General features: G+C 72.2%; 15 protein-coding genes. 4 read left to right on the top strand and 11 right to left on the bottom strand.

Going from position 1 to position 20,441, the window contains the following annotated elements; all coding sequences use genetic code 11:
• Positions 1-545: 545 nt before the first annotated feature.
• The 10 genes from OO67_RS31785 to epsC all read right to left on the bottom strand — a co-directional run bounded on the left by OO67_RS31785 (position 546) and on the right by epsC (position 11,258).
• A complete protein-coding gene (locus OO67_RS31785) occupies positions 546-1,139 on the bottom strand; it encodes a flavin reductase family protein (RefSeq protein ID WP_033305264.1) in 594 nt (197 codons plus the stop codon).
• Positions 1,136-2,602: a dihydroorotase gene (locus OO67_RS31790; protein ID WP_078598417.1), complete on the bottom strand. Its 1,467-nt coding sequence runs from the start codon at positions 2,600-2,602 to the stop codon at positions 1,136-1,138. Before OO67_RS31790 ends, OO67_RS31785 begins: the two co-directional genes overlap by 4 nt.
• Positions 2,599-3,849 (bottom strand): acyl-CoA dehydrogenase family protein, encoded by a 1,251-nt coding sequence (locus tag OO67_RS31795; protein ID WP_033305265.1) that lies wholly within the window; start codon positions 3,847-3,849, stop codon positions 2,599-2,601. Before OO67_RS31795 ends, OO67_RS31790 begins: the two co-directional genes overlap by 4 nt.
• Positions 3,828-4,931 carry a PrpF domain-containing protein gene (locus tag OO67_RS31800; RefSeq protein ID WP_033305266.1) on the bottom strand — a complete coding sequence of 368 codons (1,104 nt, stop codon included), beginning with the start codon at positions 4,929-4,931 and terminating at the stop codon, positions 3,828-3,830. The genes OO67_RS31795 and OO67_RS31800 overlap by 22 nt, the downstream gene beginning before the upstream one ends.
• On the bottom strand, positions 4,928-6,790 hold the full coding sequence (gene asnB / locus OO67_RS31805; protein ID WP_033305267.1) for an asparagine synthase (glutamine-hydrolyzing): 1,863 nt from the start codon (positions 6,788-6,790) through the stop codon (positions 4,928-4,930). The genes OO67_RS31800 and asnB overlap by 4 nt, the downstream gene beginning before the upstream one ends.
• An 8-nt stretch (positions 6,791-6,798) precedes the next feature.
• Positions 6,799-7,632 (bottom strand): cupin domain-containing protein, encoded by an 834-nt coding sequence (locus OO67_RS31810; protein ID WP_244300381.1) that lies wholly within the window; start codon positions 7,630-7,632, stop codon positions 6,799-6,801.
• A 302-nt stretch (positions 7,633-7,934) separates the two neighbouring features.
• A complete protein-coding gene (locus OO67_RS31815) occupies positions 7,935-8,888 on the bottom strand; it encodes a DMT family transporter (RefSeq protein ID WP_033305269.1) in 954 nt (317 codons plus the stop codon).
• Positions 8,889-8,947: 59 nt separating this feature from the next.
• On the bottom strand, positions 8,948-9,505 hold the full coding sequence (locus OO67_RS31820; RefSeq protein ID WP_033305270.1) for a cupin domain-containing protein: 558 nt from the start codon (positions 9,503-9,505) through the stop codon (positions 8,948-8,950).
• Positions 9,506-9,507: 2 nt separating this feature from the next.
• Positions 9,508-10,491 carry a PLP-dependent cysteine synthase family protein gene (locus OO67_RS31825; RefSeq protein ID WP_051710071.1) on the bottom strand — a complete coding sequence of 328 codons (984 nt, stop codon included), beginning with the start codon at positions 10,489-10,491 and terminating at the stop codon, positions 9,508-9,510.
• Between the two features lie 53 nt (positions 10,492-10,544).
• On the bottom strand, positions 10,545-11,258 hold the full coding sequence (epsC, locus tag OO67_RS31830; RefSeq protein ID WP_051710074.1) for a serine O-acetyltransferase EpsC: 714 nt from the start codon (positions 11,256-11,258) through the stop codon (positions 10,545-10,547).
• Between the two features lie 274 nt (positions 11,259-11,532).
• On the opposite strand from epsC, the gene OO67_RS31835 reads away from it, so the two are divergent.
• Both OO67_RS31835 and OO67_RS31840 read left to right on the top strand, forming a co-directional pair.
• Complete coding sequence (locus OO67_RS31835; RefSeq protein ID WP_033305271.1) at positions 11,533-11,772, top strand: tautomerase family protein; 240 nt, start codon at positions 11,533-11,535, stop codon at positions 11,770-11,772.
• Positions 11,769-12,758 carry an ATP-grasp domain-containing protein gene (locus OO67_RS31840; RefSeq protein WP_051710077.1) on the top strand — a complete coding sequence of 330 codons (990 nt, stop codon included), beginning with the start codon at positions 11,769-11,771 and terminating at the stop codon, positions 12,756-12,758. Before OO67_RS31835 ends, OO67_RS31840 begins: the two co-directional genes overlap by 4 nt.
• Positions 12,759-13,711: 953 nt before the next feature.
• On the opposite strand, the gene OO67_RS31850 is transcribed toward OO67_RS31840, so the two are convergent.
• On the bottom strand, positions 13,712-16,768 hold the full coding sequence (locus tag OO67_RS31850) for an AfsR/SARP family transcriptional regulator (RefSeq protein WP_033305272.1): 3,057 nt from the start codon (positions 16,766-16,768) through the stop codon (positions 13,712-13,714).
• A gap of 879 nt (positions 16,769-17,647) precedes the next feature.
• Here OO67_RS31850 and OO67_RS31855 point away from each other — a divergent pair.
• Entirely contained in the window at positions 17,648-18,766 is a 1,119-nt protein-coding gene (locus OO67_RS31855) for an SDR family oxidoreductase (protein WP_033305273.1), read from the top strand.
• Between the two features lie 77 nt (positions 18,767-18,843).
• A complete protein-coding gene (locus OO67_RS31860) occupies positions 18,844-20,427 on the top strand; it encodes a PfaD family polyunsaturated fatty acid/polyketide biosynthesis protein (RefSeq protein ID WP_051710080.1) in 1,584 nt (527 codons plus the stop codon).
• The last annotated feature ends 14 nt before the right edge of the window (positions 20,428-20,441 follow it).

The following is a 20,441-nucleotide window of genomic DNA, read 5'->3' on the forward strand; positions in this document are numbered from 1 at the left end:
TTTTGGCCGGCGCCCGACGGCGGTCCGTTCGCTCGTGCCGGCGCCGCCGCCCTGGGCGCTGATCTGTGGGGTGGTAGGTGAGGGGCCCGGGTTTCGGCAAGCGGGGGAGTGTGTGGGGGTGTCCTGGCGGGCCGTGGTCGTGAAAGGGCGGTGCGCGCACGATCGGGGTGACGAGATGTCTGATATTTCGAACGTCGTTCGTAATGCCGTCGGAACCATATGGGTGCCGGCACCAGGCGTCAATGCCGTGAGCGATCTCAAGTGGGCGCGTGGGAGGCGCGGTTGCAGTTCTCGCCGTGCCCCGATCTCGTTCGGTTCGGGCCAGGACGACCGGACTGCTGATCGCCGCCATACTCCCGCCAGGGTGCCAGGCTTCTACGCGGCGCGCCCCGGCCTCGCCGGCACGGGCTCGTCGCCCGGCGCCACGCGGCGGCGGCTCGACCGGAGGTTCCCGGTCGAGCCGCCGCCGATTCTGCGCTCCGTACACGTCCGTGACCACGCCTCGCGGTGTCCCCCCGGACGTGCCGCCGACCCCCGTCGCCCGGTCAGCGCGCCTCCACCGGCCTCGCGTGCGCGAAACCCCTGTGGTGCCAGACCAGACCGCCCGCCGGGCGGCCCAGGCAGTCGGCGGCGGCCACCCGGCCCACCAGGATCGTGTGGTCGCCCGCCTCGATCACGTCGTGCCGTGCGCAGGTCAATCGCAAGGCCGCGTCAGCGAGTTGGGGTGCGTGGCGGGAGGTCGGTCCGCCGGCCAGCGAGACGTGTTCGAAGCGCTGTTCGGTGGGGCCCGCGAACTTTTTCGCGAGGGCCTCGTTCTCCGGGCCGAGCAGGTGGATGGTGAAGGCCGCCGCGCCGGTCAGCACGTCGTGGGTGCGCGAGCCCCGGTCCAGGCAGACGAGCAGCAGCGGGGGGGTCAGTGAGAGCGAGGACACCGCGCTCGCTGTGAGGCCCCGTGGGCTTCCCGTGTCGTCGTAGCACGTCACGACGGTGACGGGGGCGGCGAGGGAGGCCATGGCGGCACGGAACTCGTCGGCAGGGATGTCGCGGGCCATGAACGCGCCCGGTGTCTCGGAGCGGTGGACGGGCGCCGTGGCCGTACTCGGCGGCGCGGACTCGGTGAGCAGGCTCGTGGCACTCATCGGGATGCCCCTTCCAGCTCACGGTCCGCCGTCGGCAGTGCGGCATCCGGGCGAGGCCGGGCCGGTCCCTGCAGCCAGCGGCCGCGGGGTTCGCCCACCGTTCCGCGGGCCAGGTCCCAGGCCACCCGGCCGCCCGTCACCACGGTCGTGAAGCGGCCGGTGAACATCCAGCCCTCGTACGCCGACCAGCCGCACAGGGAATGCACGTGCCGGGCCGACATCTGCCAGCGCGCGGCCGGGTCGAGGAGCGCGATGTCGGCGTCGGCGCCGACGGTCAGCCGGCCCTTGCCCGCGAGCCCGAACAGTTCCGCGGGCCCCTTGCCCATCAGACGCGCGAGGTGGGCGGCGGCCGTGTCGGCCTCGATCCCGCGCGAGAGGAGGCCCGTCCACACGGAGACGGCGAGTTCCTGGACGCCGGGCAGACCTGGCGGTGCCTCGGCCGGCGGGCGGTTCTTCTCCTCGACGGTGTGCGGGGCGTGGTCGCTGCCGATGGTGGTCGCCTCGCCGCTGAGCACGGCCCGCCAGAGCCGTTCCTGGTCGCGTGGGGCGCGGATCGCCGGGGACAGCCGGGTGCGCGGTCCGCGCCGGGCGGTGTCGTGGTCGGTGAACGACAGGTGGTGGCCGGTGACCTCGAAGGTGATCGGCAGTCCCTCGGCCGCCGCCGCGGCCAGCAGGTCGGTCTCCTCCGCCGACGACACGTGCAGGACGTGCACCTTGGTGCCGTGGGTCCGGGCCAGATGGACGACCTTGGCGACCGCGACGATCGCCCCGGAGCGCGGGCGGTGCGGCTCGTAGGCGTCGTACGACCCGGGATCGCCGCTCCGGGAGTCCAGCAGGTCGAATACGTGCTGGTCCTCGGCGTGCAGTACGAGACGCACGTTGCCGCGCGCGGCGGCGGCGAAGGCCGCCTCCAGCTGGTGAGCCTCGCGGAAGACCACGGGTGCGGTGTGATGCCCGGCCATGAACGCCTTGGCCGAGGTGGCCACCGCCGGGTCCAGGTCCGCGAGGACCTCCGGGTGATCGGGGTCGGCCCCCAGGTGGAAGCGGTGGTCCACGTACGAGCGGCCCGCGATCAGGGCCGCCTTGGCCCGCACGGAGGGCGCGTCGAGGGAGGGCGGACGGGTGTTGGGCATGTCCATGACCGTGGTGACTCCGCCCGCCAGGGCGGCCCGGCTGCCGTTCTCCCAGGTCTCCTTGTGCTCCAGGCCGGGGGTGCGGAAGTGCACGTGCGAGTCGATCAGGCCCGGCAGGACGTACCGGCCACGGGCATCCAGGCGCGGCCCGGAGGGCAGCGGGTCACCGGGGGCCACGAGGGCGTCGACACGGCCGTCGCGGATGACGACGGCACCGTCGCGGACGCCCTCGGGGGTGACGAGGCGGCCCCCTTCCACCACCAGGTCGGCCTCGTCGCCGTGCGCGTGGCGGGGGATCGGGGATATTCGGGACGAGGGGGCGGTGTTCATCGGTTCCACGGCAGACTCACCAGTTCCTTGCAGAGGTCGTTGGTCGGTCCCATCAGGGCTACGGCACGGGCGTCGCGCCCGAACCGGTTGATCGGGTGCGTCTCGACGTATCCCGCCGAGCCGAGGAACTGGGCCACGTCCGCCACGACCCGCTCGGCCGTCGCGGAGGCGGCCAGCTTGGAGTGCAGGGTGGTCAGTCCCGGGTCGGCGGAGGTGCGGCGGCCGGCGCGCTCCACCACCGCGCGGGCGGTCTCGACCTGGGTGGCCAGGTCCACCAGACGGTGGCGCACCGCCTGGTGGGCGTAGAGCCCGCGGCGCGCGGCGTGCTCGTGCGCGGCGTCGAGCGCCGCCTGCGCGATCCCCACGGCGACCGCGCCGAGCGTGGCTCCGCTGTTCCGGACCCGGGCGATGATCGAGGCGGCGACGCCCGGTGCGCCGAGCCGTGCGGTGTCGGGGACGCGGCACTCACGCACCGACACGAAACCCGTGGCGGAGCCGCGCATCCCTGTCAGCCGGAGCGAGGTGTCGGGCAGCAGGCCCGGGTGCTCGCCGGGGATCAGGAAGAAGGTCTGCCCGGCGGCGCCGTACCCGGTGTCCCGCGACGAGGAGGCCGATGCGGGCGGCTCCTGCTGCGACTGCGCCAGGACGAGATAGACGTCCGCCAGGCCGGCACTCGTGGTGAAGGACTTCGCGCCGTCGAGCAGCCAGCCCCCGTCGGGGGTGCGGTGCGCCAGGGTCGAGAGGTTCTTCTTGTCGGCCCCCGCCCCGCTCTCCGACCAGGCGGACGCCGCCAGCCACTGGCCGCCGGCCAGCTTGGTCAGCACCTCGCAGTGCTGGGCCGGAGTGCCGTTCTCGACGATCCGGCTGGTGACGGCGCAGTGCTGGAAGAGCATGATCGCGGCGGAGGCGTTCACCGAGGCGACCTGCTCCACACAGGAGTTGAGCGCCACCGCGTCGGCTCCCGCACCACCGTGGGACTTGGGGACGACGAGAGCGAGCAGCCTGCTCTCGCGCAGTACGGCTACGGCCTCCCGGTCCGGTTCCCCGCTGCGGTCGGCCGCCTCGGCGCAGGCTGCCAGACGGCTCAGGACCTCGGGCGAAGGGAGGAGGGGGGCGGGGGCGAGGGGCGCGGCGCGGCCGGCGCGGCGGGAGCCGGTCGTCATGTGCGGATCGAGGGCGTACGGGTCGGGCGGTGCCGGCGAGAGTGTGCTCCCGCGCACGGCGGTCAGGCTGTCTGCGGAACCCACGGGGTCTCCTCGGATGTGTGGTCGGACGTGGCGAGCAGGGACGGCCGGGCGCCGGCGGCGGAGGCGATGCGCGGGGCCGGGGTCCGGGGGCGCGGCAGCAGCCCCCGGTACTCGACCTGCTTCTCGGCGACCGACACCCAGGCGAGTCGGCGCACCCCGTCGGTGCCGTGGGCCGAGCGGGCCGCGACGCGTACGGACCCGCCGGGGGTGCGCACCGGCAGCAGCGCGTCGGGGTCCTGTGCGGCACGCCCGGCCAGGGACCAGGGCACCGAGCCCGCGATCCCGGCGGCGGCGCCCAGGCAGATCGCGCCGGTCAGCGCGACCGTGGGGTGCCAGGACGGCACGGACACGGCCCGTACGAAGAGTCCGCCGCCCTCCTGCGGCAGCAGGGCGGCGATCTTCGGGAAGGCCCCGAAGGTGTCCCAGCCCTGCGACTCGCAGACCGCGACCCGCAGCCGGGTCATGGCGGTGAACAGCCGCGGATCGTCCGCGAAGAGCGCCTCGGGGCCCGTCACCCCGAGATCGGAGGCGTCGACGAAGGCGTACGGGTTGCCCATCGACACCAGCGATACGGGCACCACCCGGCCCTCGAAGGGGACGTGGGTCACCGGGTCGCCCGTCATGAGGAGCTCGGGCAGCTCCAGCGGGGGTGAGCACAGGAAGTGGGCGGTGAACCGGGTGCCGCCGTCGGACGTCTCCTCGGTCTCGCAGACGACGTTGTCCCCGTTGTTCAGGACGTTGACCCGGACGCGGCAGCCCGGCACCAACGGCTGGATCATGCCGGTGCGGGCGGCGGCCTCGACCGCGGCCAGGATCGAGTGCCCGCAGGAGCCACGCAGGTCGAAGCTGTCGTGGCTCTGCGGAAGGGACTGCACGAACCGGTAGTCGAGGTCGAAGAGGGGGTGCCTGGACGGCCGGACGATGGCGTTCTTCAGGACGTCGCCCGCACCTTGTCCGGACAGGTCGCTCCGCAAGTCCGCCAGCGCGCGCAGGAGTTCGGGCTCGGACTCGGGGAAGGCGCGGCCGTCGAGGACGACGGTCGGGCAGGGCGCGCCGTGCGCCCGGGCGAGTGAGACGGTCATCGGAGTGCCCCCACCGGCTCAGGAGCGCGCACCGCGGACCTGGCGGACGACCCGAAGAACTCGGTGCGCCACATCTGGTGCGACATCAGCGCCCACAGGGCCAGCGAAACCTGGTCGGACGGGCGCGCCGTCTGCTCCGCGAACAGGGCGTCCACGGCCTCGTACCGCAGCCGTCCGTCGGCACGCAGCGCCTGCGGGGACAGTACGTCGCGGGCCATCGCCCACAGCCGCTGGCCGGGGGCCAGCATCGCCGTGATCGGCAGCGTGAACGGCTGCTTGGGGCGGTTCAGGACGCTGTGCGGGAGCAGGCCGTCCGCGGCCCGGTACAGCGCGCGCTTGACGCCCGTGCCGGGGATGGTGCGGTGGTGGTCGGGCAGAGTCGCCGCGTACCGCACGATGCTGGGCTGGCAGAACGGCAGCCTGGCCTCCACCGAGCTGGCCATCGACAGGTGATCGACCCGGCGCAGGTGGTAGGCCGGCAGCCGGTAGCGCTGCTCGATGCGGCAGATCCGCTGGAGACGGCTGCCCGCCCCGTGCGCGAGCGTCCCGGTGAGGCCGGGCGGCAGCATGGCGGACGAACCGAGGGCGTGGATGCGGGCGGCGTAGTCCCCGGTGTAGAGGTGCTCACGCAGGGACTGCGGCACGGCGGCCAGGTGGTCGAGGTAGGCGCCGGCCCAGTCCGATCCCTCGGGAGCGGCGAGCGCCTGCGTCATGCGGGCGTATCCGCCGAAGAGTTCGTCGGCGGCGTCGCCCGTGAGGGCGACCTTGAACCCGGCGTCGCGGACCGCCCGGAAGAGCGAGAAGGTGCTGAGGGTGATCGGGTCGGCGTTGGGCTGGCCGAGGTGCCGTACGACGTCGCCCATGAGGTCGGGGAAGGTGGCCGGGTCGACCTCCACCTGGTGGTGGACGGTTCCGGTGTGCCGGGACACCTCGGCGGCGAAGGCGCGTTCGTCGCCGGGCCAGTTACCGGTGTAGGCGATGTTGAAGGTGTGCAGAGCACCGGACGCGCCGCGGTCGTGCAGGGCGCGGGCGGCGAGCGCCGTGACGAGGCTGGAGTCGAGGCCGCCGGAGGTGATCGCGGCGACGGGAGCGTCGGCGACGAGCAGCCGGGACACCTCGCGGGCCAGCAGCTCGCGCAGTTCACCACCTGCCTGCGAGAGGCTGCGCTCCTCGCGGACCGGCGGCGCGCTCTCGTATCCCATCCGCCGGGTGGTGAGGCGCAGGCCGTCCTCGCCGGTCACGACGGCGGTGGCGGCCGGCGGCAGTACGTCGATGCCCTGGAACATGGTGCGCTGGCCGAAGGGTGTCTTGGCCGCCAGGTAGGTGTGCAGTCCGAGCTCGTCCTCGTAGGGGCGTACGTCGGTGAATCCGAGCAGGGCGGGCAGTTCCGAGGCGAAGTGGAACCGGCCGCTTCGTTCCTCCCAGTGGTAGTAGAGGGGCTTCATGCCGGACGCGTCGGTGGCGACCACCAGGCGCGGGGCGCCGCGCAGGTCCATGACGGCGACGGAGAACATGCCGTCGAGGTGCTCGGCGAAGCGGTCCCCGTACGTCAGATACAGCGCGGGCAGGATCGAGCCGTCGCAGCGGTCCTCGAAGTGGAAACCCTGCCGGATGAGTTCGGTGCGCAACCGGTCGTGGTTGTAGAGCTCACCGTTGAAGACGACGGTGATGTCGCCGAGGTGGTACGGCTGGGCGCCGCCCTCGGGGTCCATGATCGACAGTCGGTTGTTGCCGAGGGCCCAGCCGGAGCCCTGGGCGAAGGACTGGGCGTCGGGCCCGCCGTGGTGCTGGAGGGTCGCGACGTGGCGCATTTCCTGGGCGGTGGTGCGGGCGTGGAAGGATCCGTGGATGCGGCACATGGTTCAGATCACCTGACGTCGGAGGGGAGGCCGGCGGCGGAGTAGAGCGCCGGGTCGTACGGGCTGGGGCCGCCGCAGGTCACGAAGCGCCGGGCGTCGGGACCGGTGTGCGGGTTGCGTGCGCCGTGCAGGACTCCGGGAGCCGCGTACAGGACGTCTCCGGCGGCCACGTCGATCCAGCGGTCGCGGAGATACATCTGGCCGACGCCCTCGAAGGCGAAGAACGCCTCGTCGCTCTCGGGGTGCAGGTGCACGTTGAACGTCTGGCCTGGCTGCTGGATGCCGCAGTGCAGACAGAGCTGGCTGCTGCCGTTGCCGGGCCAGAAGACGAAGTTCATGGTGGCGCGGTCGGTGTCGGGGGCGATCTGACCGGTGCCGCCGAAGCCGCGCAGCTGGGTGGTCTCGTCCCAGAGGCTGGAGAAGGGCTCCGGGTCGGTGCCGGGGCGGCGTCCGGCGGCCAGTGGAGTGCGCCAGACGTAGACGGTCAGTCCCTCCGCGCCGGCGGCGAGCGTCAGGACCTGCCCGGCGGGCGCGTACACGGCGTCGGCACGGCCCACCCGGCGGGCGCGGGAGCCCACCGTCGCGGTGCCCACGCCGCGGAAGACGACCGCGGTGTTCTCCTCCTCCGAGCTCGCCTCGGGGCTGAAGGACTCGCCCGCCGCGATACGCACGACGTGCAGGGTGACGTGAGTGGCGCCGGCGGCGGGGCTCACCGGAGTGGCGATGGTGGTCCGCCCGTCGGGCCGGCCGGGCAGCGGAGTGAACTGGAAGTCGTCGACGGTGATGATCCGGGCGTCCCCGAGGGGCGTCGCCGTGAGGGTTCCCGAGGTGGATGTGCGCATGATGCGGTGGGCTCCTTGGGGTGGGGGAGGGAACGAGGAGGTTCCGGTGCTTCCCTTCGTCCTGTGACCTCAGGTTCGCTCCCGCCGGTCCCGCCGCCCTCCCGCTCCGCTACCGGCACGGGGGACATGATCGGGAAGCATCCCGGATCATCCGCCGGTCCGTCTCAACTCCCTTTCGAGCAGCGGCAGTTGCTGAACGGCTGGACGCAACGAGCCGGGGCCGGCACAGGCACCCTGGAGGGTGTCCGCGCCGGCCCCGGCTCGGTGTGGTGCGTGGTGCGCCTCCTGGCGCGGGCAGCTGCCTACGGGGCGGCCTTCTGCGGTACGCGGGTGGGCTGCGCGGCCGGGGGCGGGGGTGCTGCCTCCGTGCGCTTGGAAAGGACGGAGAGGCGGCCCTCCGCGAGGGCGAGCGCCGCGATGACGACGACGCCACCCACGGGCACATTCCAGGTCAGAGGCTCCCCGAGGGCCAGCACTCCGACGACCACGGAGAACACCGGCACGAGGTAGTTCACGCCGGATGCCGTCGTGGGCCCGGCATCAGCGATCAGCCGGTTGAGCAGGGCGAACGCGATGCCGGTGGAGGCGGCGCCGAGCACCAGCAGCGCGAGCAGCGGCTTGGCGGTGAGGTCCCCGTGCAGCGTCCAGCCGGTCATGAACGTGGTGACCACCACGGTGATGACGGCGGCGGCGCCGAGCTGGGCGGCGGTCACGGACAGGGCCGGCAGCTTGTGGGGGCCGATGAAGCGGCGTACGTACACGAAGCTGACGGCATAGCTGGCCGCGGCTCCGACACAGGCGAGCTGGCCGCCGAGCGTGCCGAACCCGTCGGTGTTCCACGGCCCGACGACCACGATCAGCCCGAGGAACCCCCCGATCAGGCCGGCCACCTTACGAGTCGTCGGCCTCTCCTCGGAGAGGGCGAGGGCGGCGACGCCCATCGTGATGAGGGGAGTCGCGCCCTGGATCACTCCGGCGGTGGTCGCGGTGGTGTGCTGCTCGCCGATGGCGAAGAGGGTGAAGGGGATGACGTTGCCGAAGACGGAGGCGACGGCGATGTGCCCCCAGATCTTCCGGGAGGGGAGGGTCAGCCGCTTCAGGGCGAGGATACCGAGAACGACGAGGGCGCCGACGATCAGGCGGCCGGAGGCGAGCTGGAGGGGCGCGAAGGCCTCCAGCGACATCTTGATGAAGGCGAAGCTGCAGCCCCACAGGGCGGCCAGCAGGCCGAAGCGGCCCCAGTTGCTGAGATTCATGGCGTGTTTCTCCTCGAGAGGCAGGCGGTTACGGGGGGACGTCGGTGAGATCGGTGATGTCAGTGATGGGCGTGAGAGGTGAGGTGCGTGTGGTGCGGGTGCGTGTCGGCGGGGCCGTGCCCGTGGGAATGCGGTTGCGCGTGGTCGTGGTCCGTGTCGGGGGCGTCGACCTCGTACTGGTCGTACTTCTCCATCAGGGCGACCATCTCCTCGCGGGACGGACGGTTGCCGTCGGCCAGGAGAGCCGACAGGCCCTCGAAGTAGCCCTCGCGGTGTTCCGCCGGAGTGAAGATGATCAGCATCTCGGCGAGCGATCCGCTCTCGTTGCGGAAACCGTGCACGGCGTTCTCCGGCACGTGAAGGAAGTCCCCTGCCCTGGCCGTGCGCCAACCGGTGCCGTCGTGCAGGCGCACTTCGCCCGTCAGCACGTAGAAGGACTCGGAGATGCGGGAGTGGTAGTGCGGGTCGGCACCGCCGGCGCCCGGCAGCATCGAGTGGTGGAAGAGTCCGAAGCGGCCGTCGGTGGTCTCGGCGAGGGCGATGAAACGGGTGGTGGTGGCCACTCCGATCTCCGCCTTCACCGCGTCGGCGTAGGCCCGGAACATGGCGTGGCTCATGCTCAGGCCTCCCACATGCTCAGGTAGCGCTCACCGGTGTCGGGCAGCAGCGTCACCACGACGGCGTCCGTGAACTCAGGCCTGCGGGCGACCAGTTCCACGGCATACGCGGCAGCGCCGGACGAGACCCCGGCGAACAGGCCCTGGCCGCGGGCGAGCCGGCGTGCGGTGAGCAGGGCGTCCTCGTCGGAGACGGTCAGCACCTCGTCGATGAGCGAGACATCGGTGGTGACGGCGACGAATCCGCCGTTGAGCCCCGGGATGCGGTGCTGGCCCGCGTACCCCTGGGAGAGGATCGGCGACTTCTCCGGCTCCACGGCTATCACCCGGACGTCCGGGTCCTGCTCCTTGAGGTGGCGTGCCACGCCGGTGAGGGTGCCGCCGGTGCCGACCCCGCAGACGAAGGCGGCGATGCGGCGGCCGGTGGCGGCGACGGCGGAATGGATCTCGGGGCCCGTGGTCTCGTAGTGGGCCCGGACGTTGTCCTGGTTCTCATGCTGGCACGGGAACCAGGAGCCGGGCGTTGCCGCGTGGAGCCGCTCCGCCTCGGCGATCGCTCCCGGGTAACCGAGCGCGCTCGGAGTCTGGACGATCTCCGCTCCGAAGGCCCGCAGCAGTTTGACCCGCTCGGTGGTGGCGTTGTCCGGGAGCACGATCACACAGCGATAGCCGCGCGAGGCGGAGAAGGCCGCCAGCGAGATGCCGGTGTTGCCGGAGGTGGCCTCGATGACGGTGCCGCCGGGCCGGAGGTCGCCGCGGTCCTCGGCGGCGCGCAGCATGTAGAGGGCGGCGCGGTCCTTGCTCGAGGACATCGGATTGGCGGACTCCAGCTTCGCCAGCACGCGGGCGCCGGGGGCCAGGTCGCGCAGCCGCAGCTCCAGCAGGGGGGTGGACCCGACGAGGTCCTCGACGCGGGAGGCGACTGCGGGGCGGACGGGGGCGATGGGGGCCGAAGGGGCCTGTGCGATGGTCGTCACGGTTCTCATCTCTCGCAATCGGGGGAGTCGGGGGGAAGCCGGGAACACATGGGCCCTGGGAGTCACCAGGAGCCCGCAGAGGCGATGACGGTGAAGACGTCCTCCATCAACTCCGGCCGGCGGCCCGGCTCCTTGATGACGGCGGTGGGCGCGAGCACCCGGGCACCGGCGGGGACGTTCTTGTTGACGAGGGCCTGCGCGCCGATGACCGCGCGGTCGCCGACGGTCACCGGGCCCAGGACGGTGGCGTTGGCACCGAGGATGACGCCGCTGCCGACGACGGGGTGGCGGCGGTCGCCCTCGGGCCGTTCGTTGTCGCTCCACCAGCCGACCGCGCCGAGGGTGACCTGGTGGTACATCGTCACGTCGTCGCCGACGACGGCGGTCTCGCCGATCACCACGCCGGCGCCGTGGTCGATGAAGACCCGGCGGCCCAGCACCGCGCCCGGGTGGATCTCGACGGCCGTCACCCGGCGCGCCCACCGTGCGAGCAGCCGTGCGGGTATCCGCAGACCGCGGCTGTGCATGCGGTGTGCGACCCGGTGCGCCCAGAGCGCGGTGAGCGCGGGATGGAGTACCGCCTCCTTCGCACCCCGCACGGACGGGTCGCGTGCGACGACGACGCTCAGGTCCTCGCGGAGGGCGGGCAGGAGACGGAGGGTGGGGGAGGCGGGAGTGGCGTCGGGGGCGCCCGTCGTCGCGGGGCCGCCGGTGGGGGCGGTGCCGGACGCGAGGGCCGGGGTCGGCTCCGGTTTCGTCGGACTGAGCAAGCTCATCGTGGCTCCAGTGGCGGGGCGGGCCTCTTGACTGGAACAGAGCGTGCCGGGCCGCCTTCCCGCTGTGGTCCCGGCCCGTTCCCGCTCCACGGGGCCCCCGGGGGCGCCGGCGGAACGAGGGGGGAACGTGGCGGGAAACAGACGGGAACGGCCGCCCCCACACTCGCCTGAGCACCACCCCCGCCGCGCCCCGGCCATCGGTGCGACGGCCTGCCGGTGCACCGATGGCACCGCGCACCTGATCCGACCCGGCCTTCGAGCAGAGGAGCTCACCATGCCCGTTATTTCCGTCGACTGGTGGAAAGGGAACGACCGTGCCCAACGCCAGGAGCTGGTCAGCGAACTGACCGCCTGCGTGTCCCGTATAGCGGGGTGTCCCAAGGAGGCCGTCACCGTCATCGTGCGGGACGTGGAACCCGGACACTGGGGCAAGGGCGGTGTGCTCGCCGACGTGCTCCTGGCCGACCCCTCCGCCGTCCCGCCCGCACCGAACGACACCGGTGGACAGCCATGATGTCACCCGCCGGATCCGGTCGCTCCGATTCCCGCCTCCTCCTTCTGGTCTCGCCGCCGGCGCGGCTGGTGGAGGAGGCGACGGAGGCCGGCTTCGATGTCCTCACCGTCACCGATACGACCGGCTTCCCGGACGACGACGCGCTTCGCGAGCACCTCGCGGAGACCGCCCGCACGCACAGGGTGAGCATGATGGTCGCCTGCGGTGAGGCGAGCGCCCTGCCCGCCGTACTGGAGACGGCCGAACACCTGGGGCTGTCCCCCAACCCGGCCACCGCGGCACGACTGCTCGCCGACCCGTCACGGATCCGAGGCCTGCTGACCCGCAGCGGCCCCCAGTGGGAGGCGGTCGCGCTGCCCACCGGGACACGGGACGGGCCGCTGCCGTACGACATCGAGTACGGCGTGGAGACGCTCACGGCGGAAGGGATGCACAGGGTCACTGGCATCGTCGAACTGCGCTTCGCGGCCTCGGGCGAGGCTGCCGCAGGGACCGTTCCCGCGTCCGGGGAACCTGCCGGCGATGCCGGCGCGGTAGGGGAGGGCGCCCCCCTTCACACCTTTCCCGCGCCGCTCTCCCGGCAGGAAGAGGCGGAGATCCGCGCCCTGGCCACCGGACTGCTCGATCTCGCCGGGTACGAATTCGGCTATGCCTACACCCGTATCGCGCACACCGAGCACGGCCCACGCATCATCAACTCCCTGACGCAACAAGCGCCGTGGCCCACGTCCCGGCTGATCGAGCTGACCACGGGAGTGGTGCCTGAGCGGGAGCTGGTGCGCGCCTTGTCGGGGAAGCCGCTGGAGGCGCCGGTGCTGGTCGGATGCGCCGCGGCCGTCCCGTTGCCCGGTCCGCACGACCCGCCGGAGGACATCACGGGGCTCGCGGGTGTGCGGGAGGTGCGGGACGGGCACGCCCTGCTCACCGCGCTCACTCCTGCCGAACTGGCCGGCCGCACGGACGCCGTCCTCGAACGCCTGACCTGACCCGGTCACCTCCCCCGCGCAGGGCCCGCCGAGCGATCGGCGGGCCCTGCGCGCACCTGTTTCCCGGGGGCCCGTCCTGACGCCTTCCCGCGTCTGCGGTGAGTGTTTCCCGCGCCGTTCCCGCCGGGGCGGGAACGGCGGTAGCGGATGCGGAACGGGCCGGGAGCGGGTTCCGCGAATGTCGTTCCTGTCAGAAGGAAAGCCCAGGCAGGACCACTCCAGAAGGCGGGAAATCAGATGCGGAACACGGCGTTCACGATGGCGGGAATTGTCACGGCGGCCGTCCTCTCCCTGGGGGCAGGCGGCACCGCCGCCCTGGCGGCCACGACGGACCGTGCCGCATACGCCTCCGTGACCACCACGCAACTGGTTCCTTCCGGGGGCGAGGGCCCGAATATCGCTCCGGATTCGGGTGAGGGTCCGAATGTCGCCCCGACTTCGGGTGAGGGTCCGAATGCCGTTCTGTTCTCGGGTGAGGGTCCGAATGTCGCCCCGACTTCGGGTGAGGGTCCGAATGCCGTTCTGTTCTCGGGTGAGGGTCCGAATATCGCTCCGGATTCGGGTGAGGGTCCGAATGTTGCCCCGACTTCGGGTGAGGGTCCGAATGCCGTTCTGTTCTCGGGTGAGGGTCCGAACGTCGCCCCGACCTCGGGTGAGGGTCCCAACGTCGCCCCCAACTCGGGTGAGGGTCCCAACGTCGCCCCCAACTCGGGTGAGGGTCCCAACGTCGCCCCCACCTCGGGTGAGGGTCCCAACGTCGCCCCGGCTTCCGGCGAGGGCCCCAACCTCGCGGTCTGACTCCCGGTCCCCGCGCACCGTGCCTTCTCGCACCCGGTACGCCTGCCCAGCGGATGGCCTGCTCCTCACCACAGGAGCGGGACATCCGCTCTTCGGCGTTGACGACGGACGTACGGACATCCGACCCCGGCGCAAGCTCCGAAGGCGACGGGCGCTCAGCCGGTCTGCCCTGCGGGGATCCCCATCGCGTCGAACGCCCCGTCCGCCGTTGCCAGGTGCACCCGGGCCGCTTCGTGTTCGCCGAGGTGGTCCAGGGCGCGGGCCATGCCGGCCAGCGCCCTTGCCTCCTCGACGCGGTAGCCCACCCCGGAGGCCGCGTGGTGGGCCTGCTGGTGGAGTTCGAGGGCGAGGGCATGCCGGCCCCTACGGGCCTGCAGTCGTCCGACGATGTTGCCCACGGCGGCCTCTCGCATGGGCGCGCCGCTGAGGTCGCCGAGCTGGAGCGCCGACTCCGCCCACTGGGTGGCCTGCGCGGTCTCGCCGAGCCGGTCGGCGGCGTCGGCGGACAGGGCGAGCAGCAGGCACATGTCGGCGGGCGACATGACGTCCACGGCCAGCTTCCGGGCGCGGCTCAGCAGGTCGGCCGCCTCGTCCACCTCGCCCAGGCCCAGCCGGGCGACCGCCAGATCGGCGAGGCCTTCGACCTCCTTGTCGACCGCCCCGATGCTGCGGGAGAGCGTGACCGCGCGGGCCGCGGCCTCCACGGCCTCCGGGAAGCGACCCCATTCGGCGTACAGATTGCTGAGGTTGGTGAGGGACTCGGCCTCGGCGCGCTCCGCGCCGAGCTCCCGCTTGATCGCGATGGACCGCTCCAGGCGGGGGAGGGCCTCGGCGTACCGGCCCAGTGCGCTGAGCAGGAGCCCGAGGACGCCGGTGTCCTTGGCCTCGCCGCGCCGGTCGGCGAGGCTGACGGCCAGACCGAACGCCTCCTCCGACATGGTGATGCCCTCCTCGAACCGGCCGAGCTTCCAGCAGGCGATGGCCAGGTTGGACAGGCTCAGCCTCAACAGGGCCGGATCACCGAGTCTTCGGGAGGCGGTGACGGCAGTGCGGCACAACTCCCGGAACTCCTCCAGGCGTCCCCGCAGATCGAGAGGGAAGACCACGTTGGCGGCGAGCAGCCCGACATGGCTGTCCAGCTCCCAGCGGTACGCGAGGGACACGGCGGCCAGCAGCGAGTCCTGTTCCCGCTCCAGCCAGTCCCGGGCCTGCTCGGGGGTGCTCAGCGGCGGGAGCTCGGCGGCCGACCGGTGCTCGGGGCGGACGATCCGGGCTCGACCGGGGAAGAGGAGGTCGCAGGCGGCATCGGTGGCGCTCAGCGCGAAATCGAGGAGACGGCGTACGGCGTGGGCCGCCTCCTCGTCACCCGTACCCCCCTCACCGGCTTCCGGAGCCGGGCCGCCGCTGCCGCGCGAGAGGTTCTGGGCGAAGCTGCGGACCAGATCGTGGAAGGTGTACCGGCCGGTCTCGTGCTGTTGCAGCAGGTGCATGTCGAGGAGGTACTCCAGGACGTCCTCCGCGTCCCGCGCCCGCTTGTCGAGCAGTGCTCCGGCGGCGTACACCTCGATCTCGGCACCCGGGTGCTGGCCCAGCAGGCGGAACGCCTCGCGGGTCTCGGCCGACAGACCCTCGTACGAGAGCCGCAGCGTGACCTCCACACTGCGCTCGCCCGAGTTCAGCTCGGCCAGCCGGTGGGCGTCGTCGCGGAGCCGGTCGACCAGGTAGCGGACGGTCCAGCGGGGGCGCTTGCGCAACCGGGCGGCGGCGATACGAAGAGCGAGCGGCAGATGACCGCAGAGCTCGGCGAGCTGCGCGACGGCCTCGCGCTCGGCGCGGGCACGGGCGCTGCCGAGAACGCCCTCGACGAGAGCGACGCTGTCGTGCGGGGGCATGACACCGAGGGAGACGGTGTGCGCGGCGTCCAGGTCCACGAGCAGGGCGCGGCTGGTGACCAGGACGAGGGTCTGGGTGGGGGACGAGAGGAGCGGTCTGACCTGCGACTCGTCCACGGCGTTGTCGAGCAGCAGGATCATCCGGCGAGAGCTCATGGTGCGCCGCCAGAGGGCGATGCGGCCCTCGGCGTCGTCGGGGATGCGTTCGCCGGGGGCGCCTAGCATGCGCAGCAGGGCCTCGGCGGCGGCCCCGGCGCTGAGCGGCTGTTCACTCGGGGTGAATCCGCGCAGGTCGATGTGGAGCTGGGCATCGGGGTACCGGTCGGAGAGCTGGTGGGCGGCGCGTACGGCGAGGGAGGTCTTGCCGCTGCCGCCCATGCCGTCGATGGCGACGATGAGTGGTCCGGTGCCGGGGGCGTCCTCCACGAAGTCGAGCAGCTGGCGTACCTCCTCCTCGCGGCCGGTGAAGTCGCGCAGGTCGTAGGGGAGGGTCGAGGGCGAGCCCTCCGGGGTGAACGGAGCGGCGGCGGGCCCGGCGGGCTGCGGAGGGGCGGCCAGCTCCGGGCTGTTGCGCAGGATGGCTTGGTGCAGGTCGGTGAGGGCGTCGCCGGGACCGATGCCGAGCTCGTCGACCAGGAACTCGCGGACCTTGGCGAACTCCTCCAGTGCCTCGGCCTGACGCCCGGACTGGAACAGGGCGAGCATGAGTTGCCCGCGCAAGGTCTCGCGCAGCGGATTCGCTTCGATGAACTCACGTAATTCACCGATCAGTTCACCGTTCTCACCGGCAGCGAGCCGTAGATCGAAGAGCTGCTCGACCGCGGTCAGCCGACGTTCTTCCAGGGCCGCAGAAGCGGCGCTGAGCACGGAGCCGCCGCTGCCGGACAGGAGGGGGCCCCGCCACAGGTCGAGCGCCTCGCGTAACGCCGCGGAGGCGTAGGCACTCTGTCCGGCGGCGGTCGCCTCCCTGGCTTGTTTCAGCCCTTCGGTGAACCGGCTGAGGTCCACCTGCTCCGGCGTGGTCAGCGCCCGGTACCCCGGCCCCTCGGTGACGATCAGGTTCCGTCCGTCGGGGATGCGCTGCCGCAGTTCGGCCACGGCCTTGCGTACCTGGTGGGCTGCGGTGGCGGGGGCGTTCTCGTCCCAGGCCGCTTCCACCAACCGGAAGACGGGGAGCACGCGTTGGGGCTCCAGTAGTAGGGTGACCAGCACTCTTTCGTGTACGGGGCCACCCACCCGGATGCGTTCCGGCCCGTCCCAGCATTCGAACGAGCCAAGAATCCGGAAGCGGACTCCGCGCGCCCCTATGTCCTCGCCCATGAATCGCGTCCCTCCAGCAGGCCCCTGAGCAGCTGCTGCTGCCCCCCACGAACACCGACGTCCCCCGCCCTGCCGGCCCGAATGCGCCATCACATCAGGGCCGTTCGGTGGGCGGCAAGACGGCCCCCCGAGCTGTGGCTTCAAATTCTTCCCCCTGCAAAGAAATTGATATGCCATCAGCACATATCCGTCACTCGGGGCAAGCGCCGGGGACCAGCCGTCGCCGGTATTCGGACGACCCTGCCGCCGAACCGGGTGACATCGGCGCCGGGGGAGCGGAAACGCCGAGGACCGGGGGATCGTCCACTGCTCGGAGACGCGGTTGGCCGGCCGCCGGTACCGGCAGGCCCTTCGCGCACCGTTCGCGGCCTTTCGCGACTGTTTGCACCTGTTTGCACCTGTTCGCACCTGTACGGCCCCGGACCCGGCTCGGCTTCTCCGACCGGGAGCCGCCGGGCGGGGGCGCCGCCGACCGTGAGCCCGGCCCTCCCGTCCGCAGCCCAGGCGGCGGTTCCGCCGCCGCTGTCGTCGGCACCGTCGATACCGGCCCCGAGGCGCACAAGCCGCGGAGCCCGCCCGCCGAGGCCGCGCCGGGTGGGTGTGCGCGCCTCCGGCGCGGGGGACGCCGACAGGGCGCCGCACTCCAGCTGGAGGCGGAGGCCCTGGCTCCGGCCGTGACCCGCAGGCAGAGCCCCGCCTCCAGTGCGGCCGATCGGGTGAATCTGCGTAAACGCGCGGGTCATGCCGTTTCCCCGCCCGCAGGCCGGTGGTTGTCCATGCGGAAGGCCGCCGAGGCGATTCGAGGGTGGCTGCATCAGCTCCGCGGGCCCTGGCAAGGCGACCGGCCCTCGGTTCCCTGAACTTTGGAGTTACTGAAAAGTGCGCGTCGCTCTGACCGGGGCAACCGGGTTCCTGGGACTGCGTCTGGTCCGTGAACTACTGGCGCGCAACGACTCGTTGACAGTCCTCGCACATGCCGGGTCGGGATGCGCCCTCGGGCGGATCAGCAGGTTCATGGAGCTGACCGACGCGCCCGCCGCGCTGATCGCGGATCTTCCCCGCAGGCTTCGAGTCGTGGAGACGGATCTGGGCCGGCCCGGACTGGGGCTCTCGACCGCGGTGTTCCAGCGGCTGGCGGACGAGCTGGACGTGATCTGGCACAGCGCGGGCAACATCAACCTGGACGACGAGCTCGGCAGTCTCCGCCGGGTCAATGTCGAAGGCACCCGGCACGTGCTGGAGTTGGCCGCCGCCGGAGCCCGCCGGCCGTTGGTCCACCACATCGGTACCGCCTTCGTGGGCGGGGCACGTCGTGAAGGCGTCGTCTACGAGGACGAGTTGGACAACCGGCACGGATTCGAGAACAGCTACGAGCGGTCCAAGTACGAGGCCGAAGTCCTGGTACACGACTGGTCGCGGGCCCACAAGCGGCCGGCCGTGGTCATGCGGCCGAGCATCCTGGTCACGGACATGCCCCCGTGCCCGGAACTGCCGCAACACCCCTTGCAGTTCCTCTCCCGGATCGTGCGGGCCTCGGTGGACGCCGGGGGCCCCGTCCGGAGCGGCGTCCCACGGGAGCACCGGCCGGTGGTCAGGGTGGCCGGCCACCCGCACGGGCATCTGAACCTGATGCCCGTGGAGCACGCCGCAGCCGTCATGGTCCGGTTGGCGAGCCTGCCACCGTCGGGGAGGACCGACGTCTACCACGTCGTCCACGACCACGATGTCGCGACCAGCGTTCTCACCGCTCTGGTGGAGAGGGTCGCGCCCGTGACCGTGCGGCTGGTCGGGAAGAAGCCGGACGACCCGGCGCCCCTGGAGGCGGTCACGGATCTCTACCCCGGGTTCACGCCGTACCTCAGCCATCGCCGCCGCTTCGACGACACGCGGGTGCGGAACCTGCTGGGCGCGCTCATGTCCGGGATCCGCGTCGACCTCGACTACCTGACGACCGGCATCCGGGAGAAGGAGCCCGCGTCCACCGCCGGGGCACCCTGACCTGCCGCCCCCCTCGCGGGGCCGGGTTCCACCCCCGCAGCACGCCGTCCAGCCCCCTCCTGATGGGAAATCAACCCTTGTCCGCACTGGCATGTCCCGACGAAGGCGTCACCGCCTCGCCAACTTTCGCTCCGGAGCGGATCGAGGCATGCGTTCGGCTGGTCCGGCACCATGCGCACATCGTCGCCGACCCCACCGGGCGGGAGCTGGGCCTCGTGATCGGCCCCAGGCCGGCGGTCGGCCTCGTCGGCACGCTCCCACCGCTCTATCCGGAGTGGCTGGGAGGACGGACGTTCTGCGAGGCCCACGGCGTCCGCTTCCCCTATGTGGCCGGGGAGATGGCGAACGGGATCGCGACGACACGCATGGTGGTGGCGATGGCCCGGGCGGAGATGCTCGGGTTCTTCGGCGCCGGTGGTCTCGGCTTCCCCGAGGTGGAGCGAGCGGTGCAGGAGCTGGCCGCAGAGCTGGCCGGTATGCCGAACTGGGGGGTGAACCTGATCCATTCGCCGAGCGAACCCGGTCTGGAGCACCGGGTCGCCAAGCTGCTCCTGCACCACGCCGTCCCCTGCGTCTCGGTGTCGGCCTACATGGAGCTCACCCCGGCCGTGGTGCTGTGCTCGGCCGCCGGGCTGCGCCGGGGCCCGGACGGGCGGATCGAGCGGCGTACCCGGGTCTTCGCCAAGGTGTCCCGGCCGGAGGTCGCCGCTCACTTCCTCTCGCCCGCGCCGCCCGGCCTGTTGCGCCGCCTGGTCGAGAGCGGAGAGCTCAGCGAGGAGGAAGCCGCGCTCGCCGCGCTGGTGCCCGTGGCCGAGGACCTCACGGTGGAGTCCGACAGCGGAGGACACACCGACAACCGCCCACTCGGTGTCCTGCTGCCACGGATCCTGCTCCTGCGGGAGGAACTGTCCAGGCGCTTCGGATACACGCGGGCGGTCAGGGTCGGAGCCGCCGGCGGACTGGGTACCCCGGACGCGGTCGCCGCCGCGTTCGCGCTCGGCGCGGCCTACGTGGTGACGGGCTCGGTGAACCAGGTCGCCCTGGAGGCGGGCATCTCGGACGACGCGAAGGAGTTGCTGGCCGGCGCCGACATCGCCGACGTGACCATGGCCCCGGCGGCCGACATGTTCGAGCTCGGCGTCAAGCTTCAGGTCCTGCGCCGGGGGACTCTGTTCGCGCAGCGGGCCGGGCACCTGTATGCGGCGTACCAGGCTCACGCCTCTCTCGAGGAGCTGCCCGCACAGTTGCGCGCCAAGCTCGAACGGGATGTCTTCGGGGCCCCGATCGACGACGTGTGGGCGCGGACCCGGCGTTTCTGGCAGCAGCGCGACCCCGCGGAGGCGGACCGCGCCGAACGGGATCCCAGACACCGCATGGCGCTGGTCTTCCGCTGGTACCTGGGGAACTCCAGCCGTTGGGCGATCACCGGTGACGCCACCCGGCGCAGCGACTACCAGATCTGGTGCGGTCCGGCGATGGGCGCGTTCAACCGGTGGACCGCAGGCAGTTTTCTGGCGGACCGGGACAACCGCTCAGTGGTGCAGATCGGGCTCAACCTGCTCGAGGGCGCCGCGGTGGTCACCCGCGCGCACCAGCTCCGTACCTTCGGCGTGCCCGTGCCGTCCTCGGCGTTCGTCTTCACCCCGTGCCCCCTCGCCTGACCGCGGCCACCGAA

Origin of the sequence: Streptomyces atroolivaceus (assembly GCF_000717025.1) — a bacterium.
Lineage (GTDB): Bacteria > Actinomycetota > Actinomycetes > Streptomycetales > Streptomycetaceae > Streptomyces > Streptomyces atroolivaceus.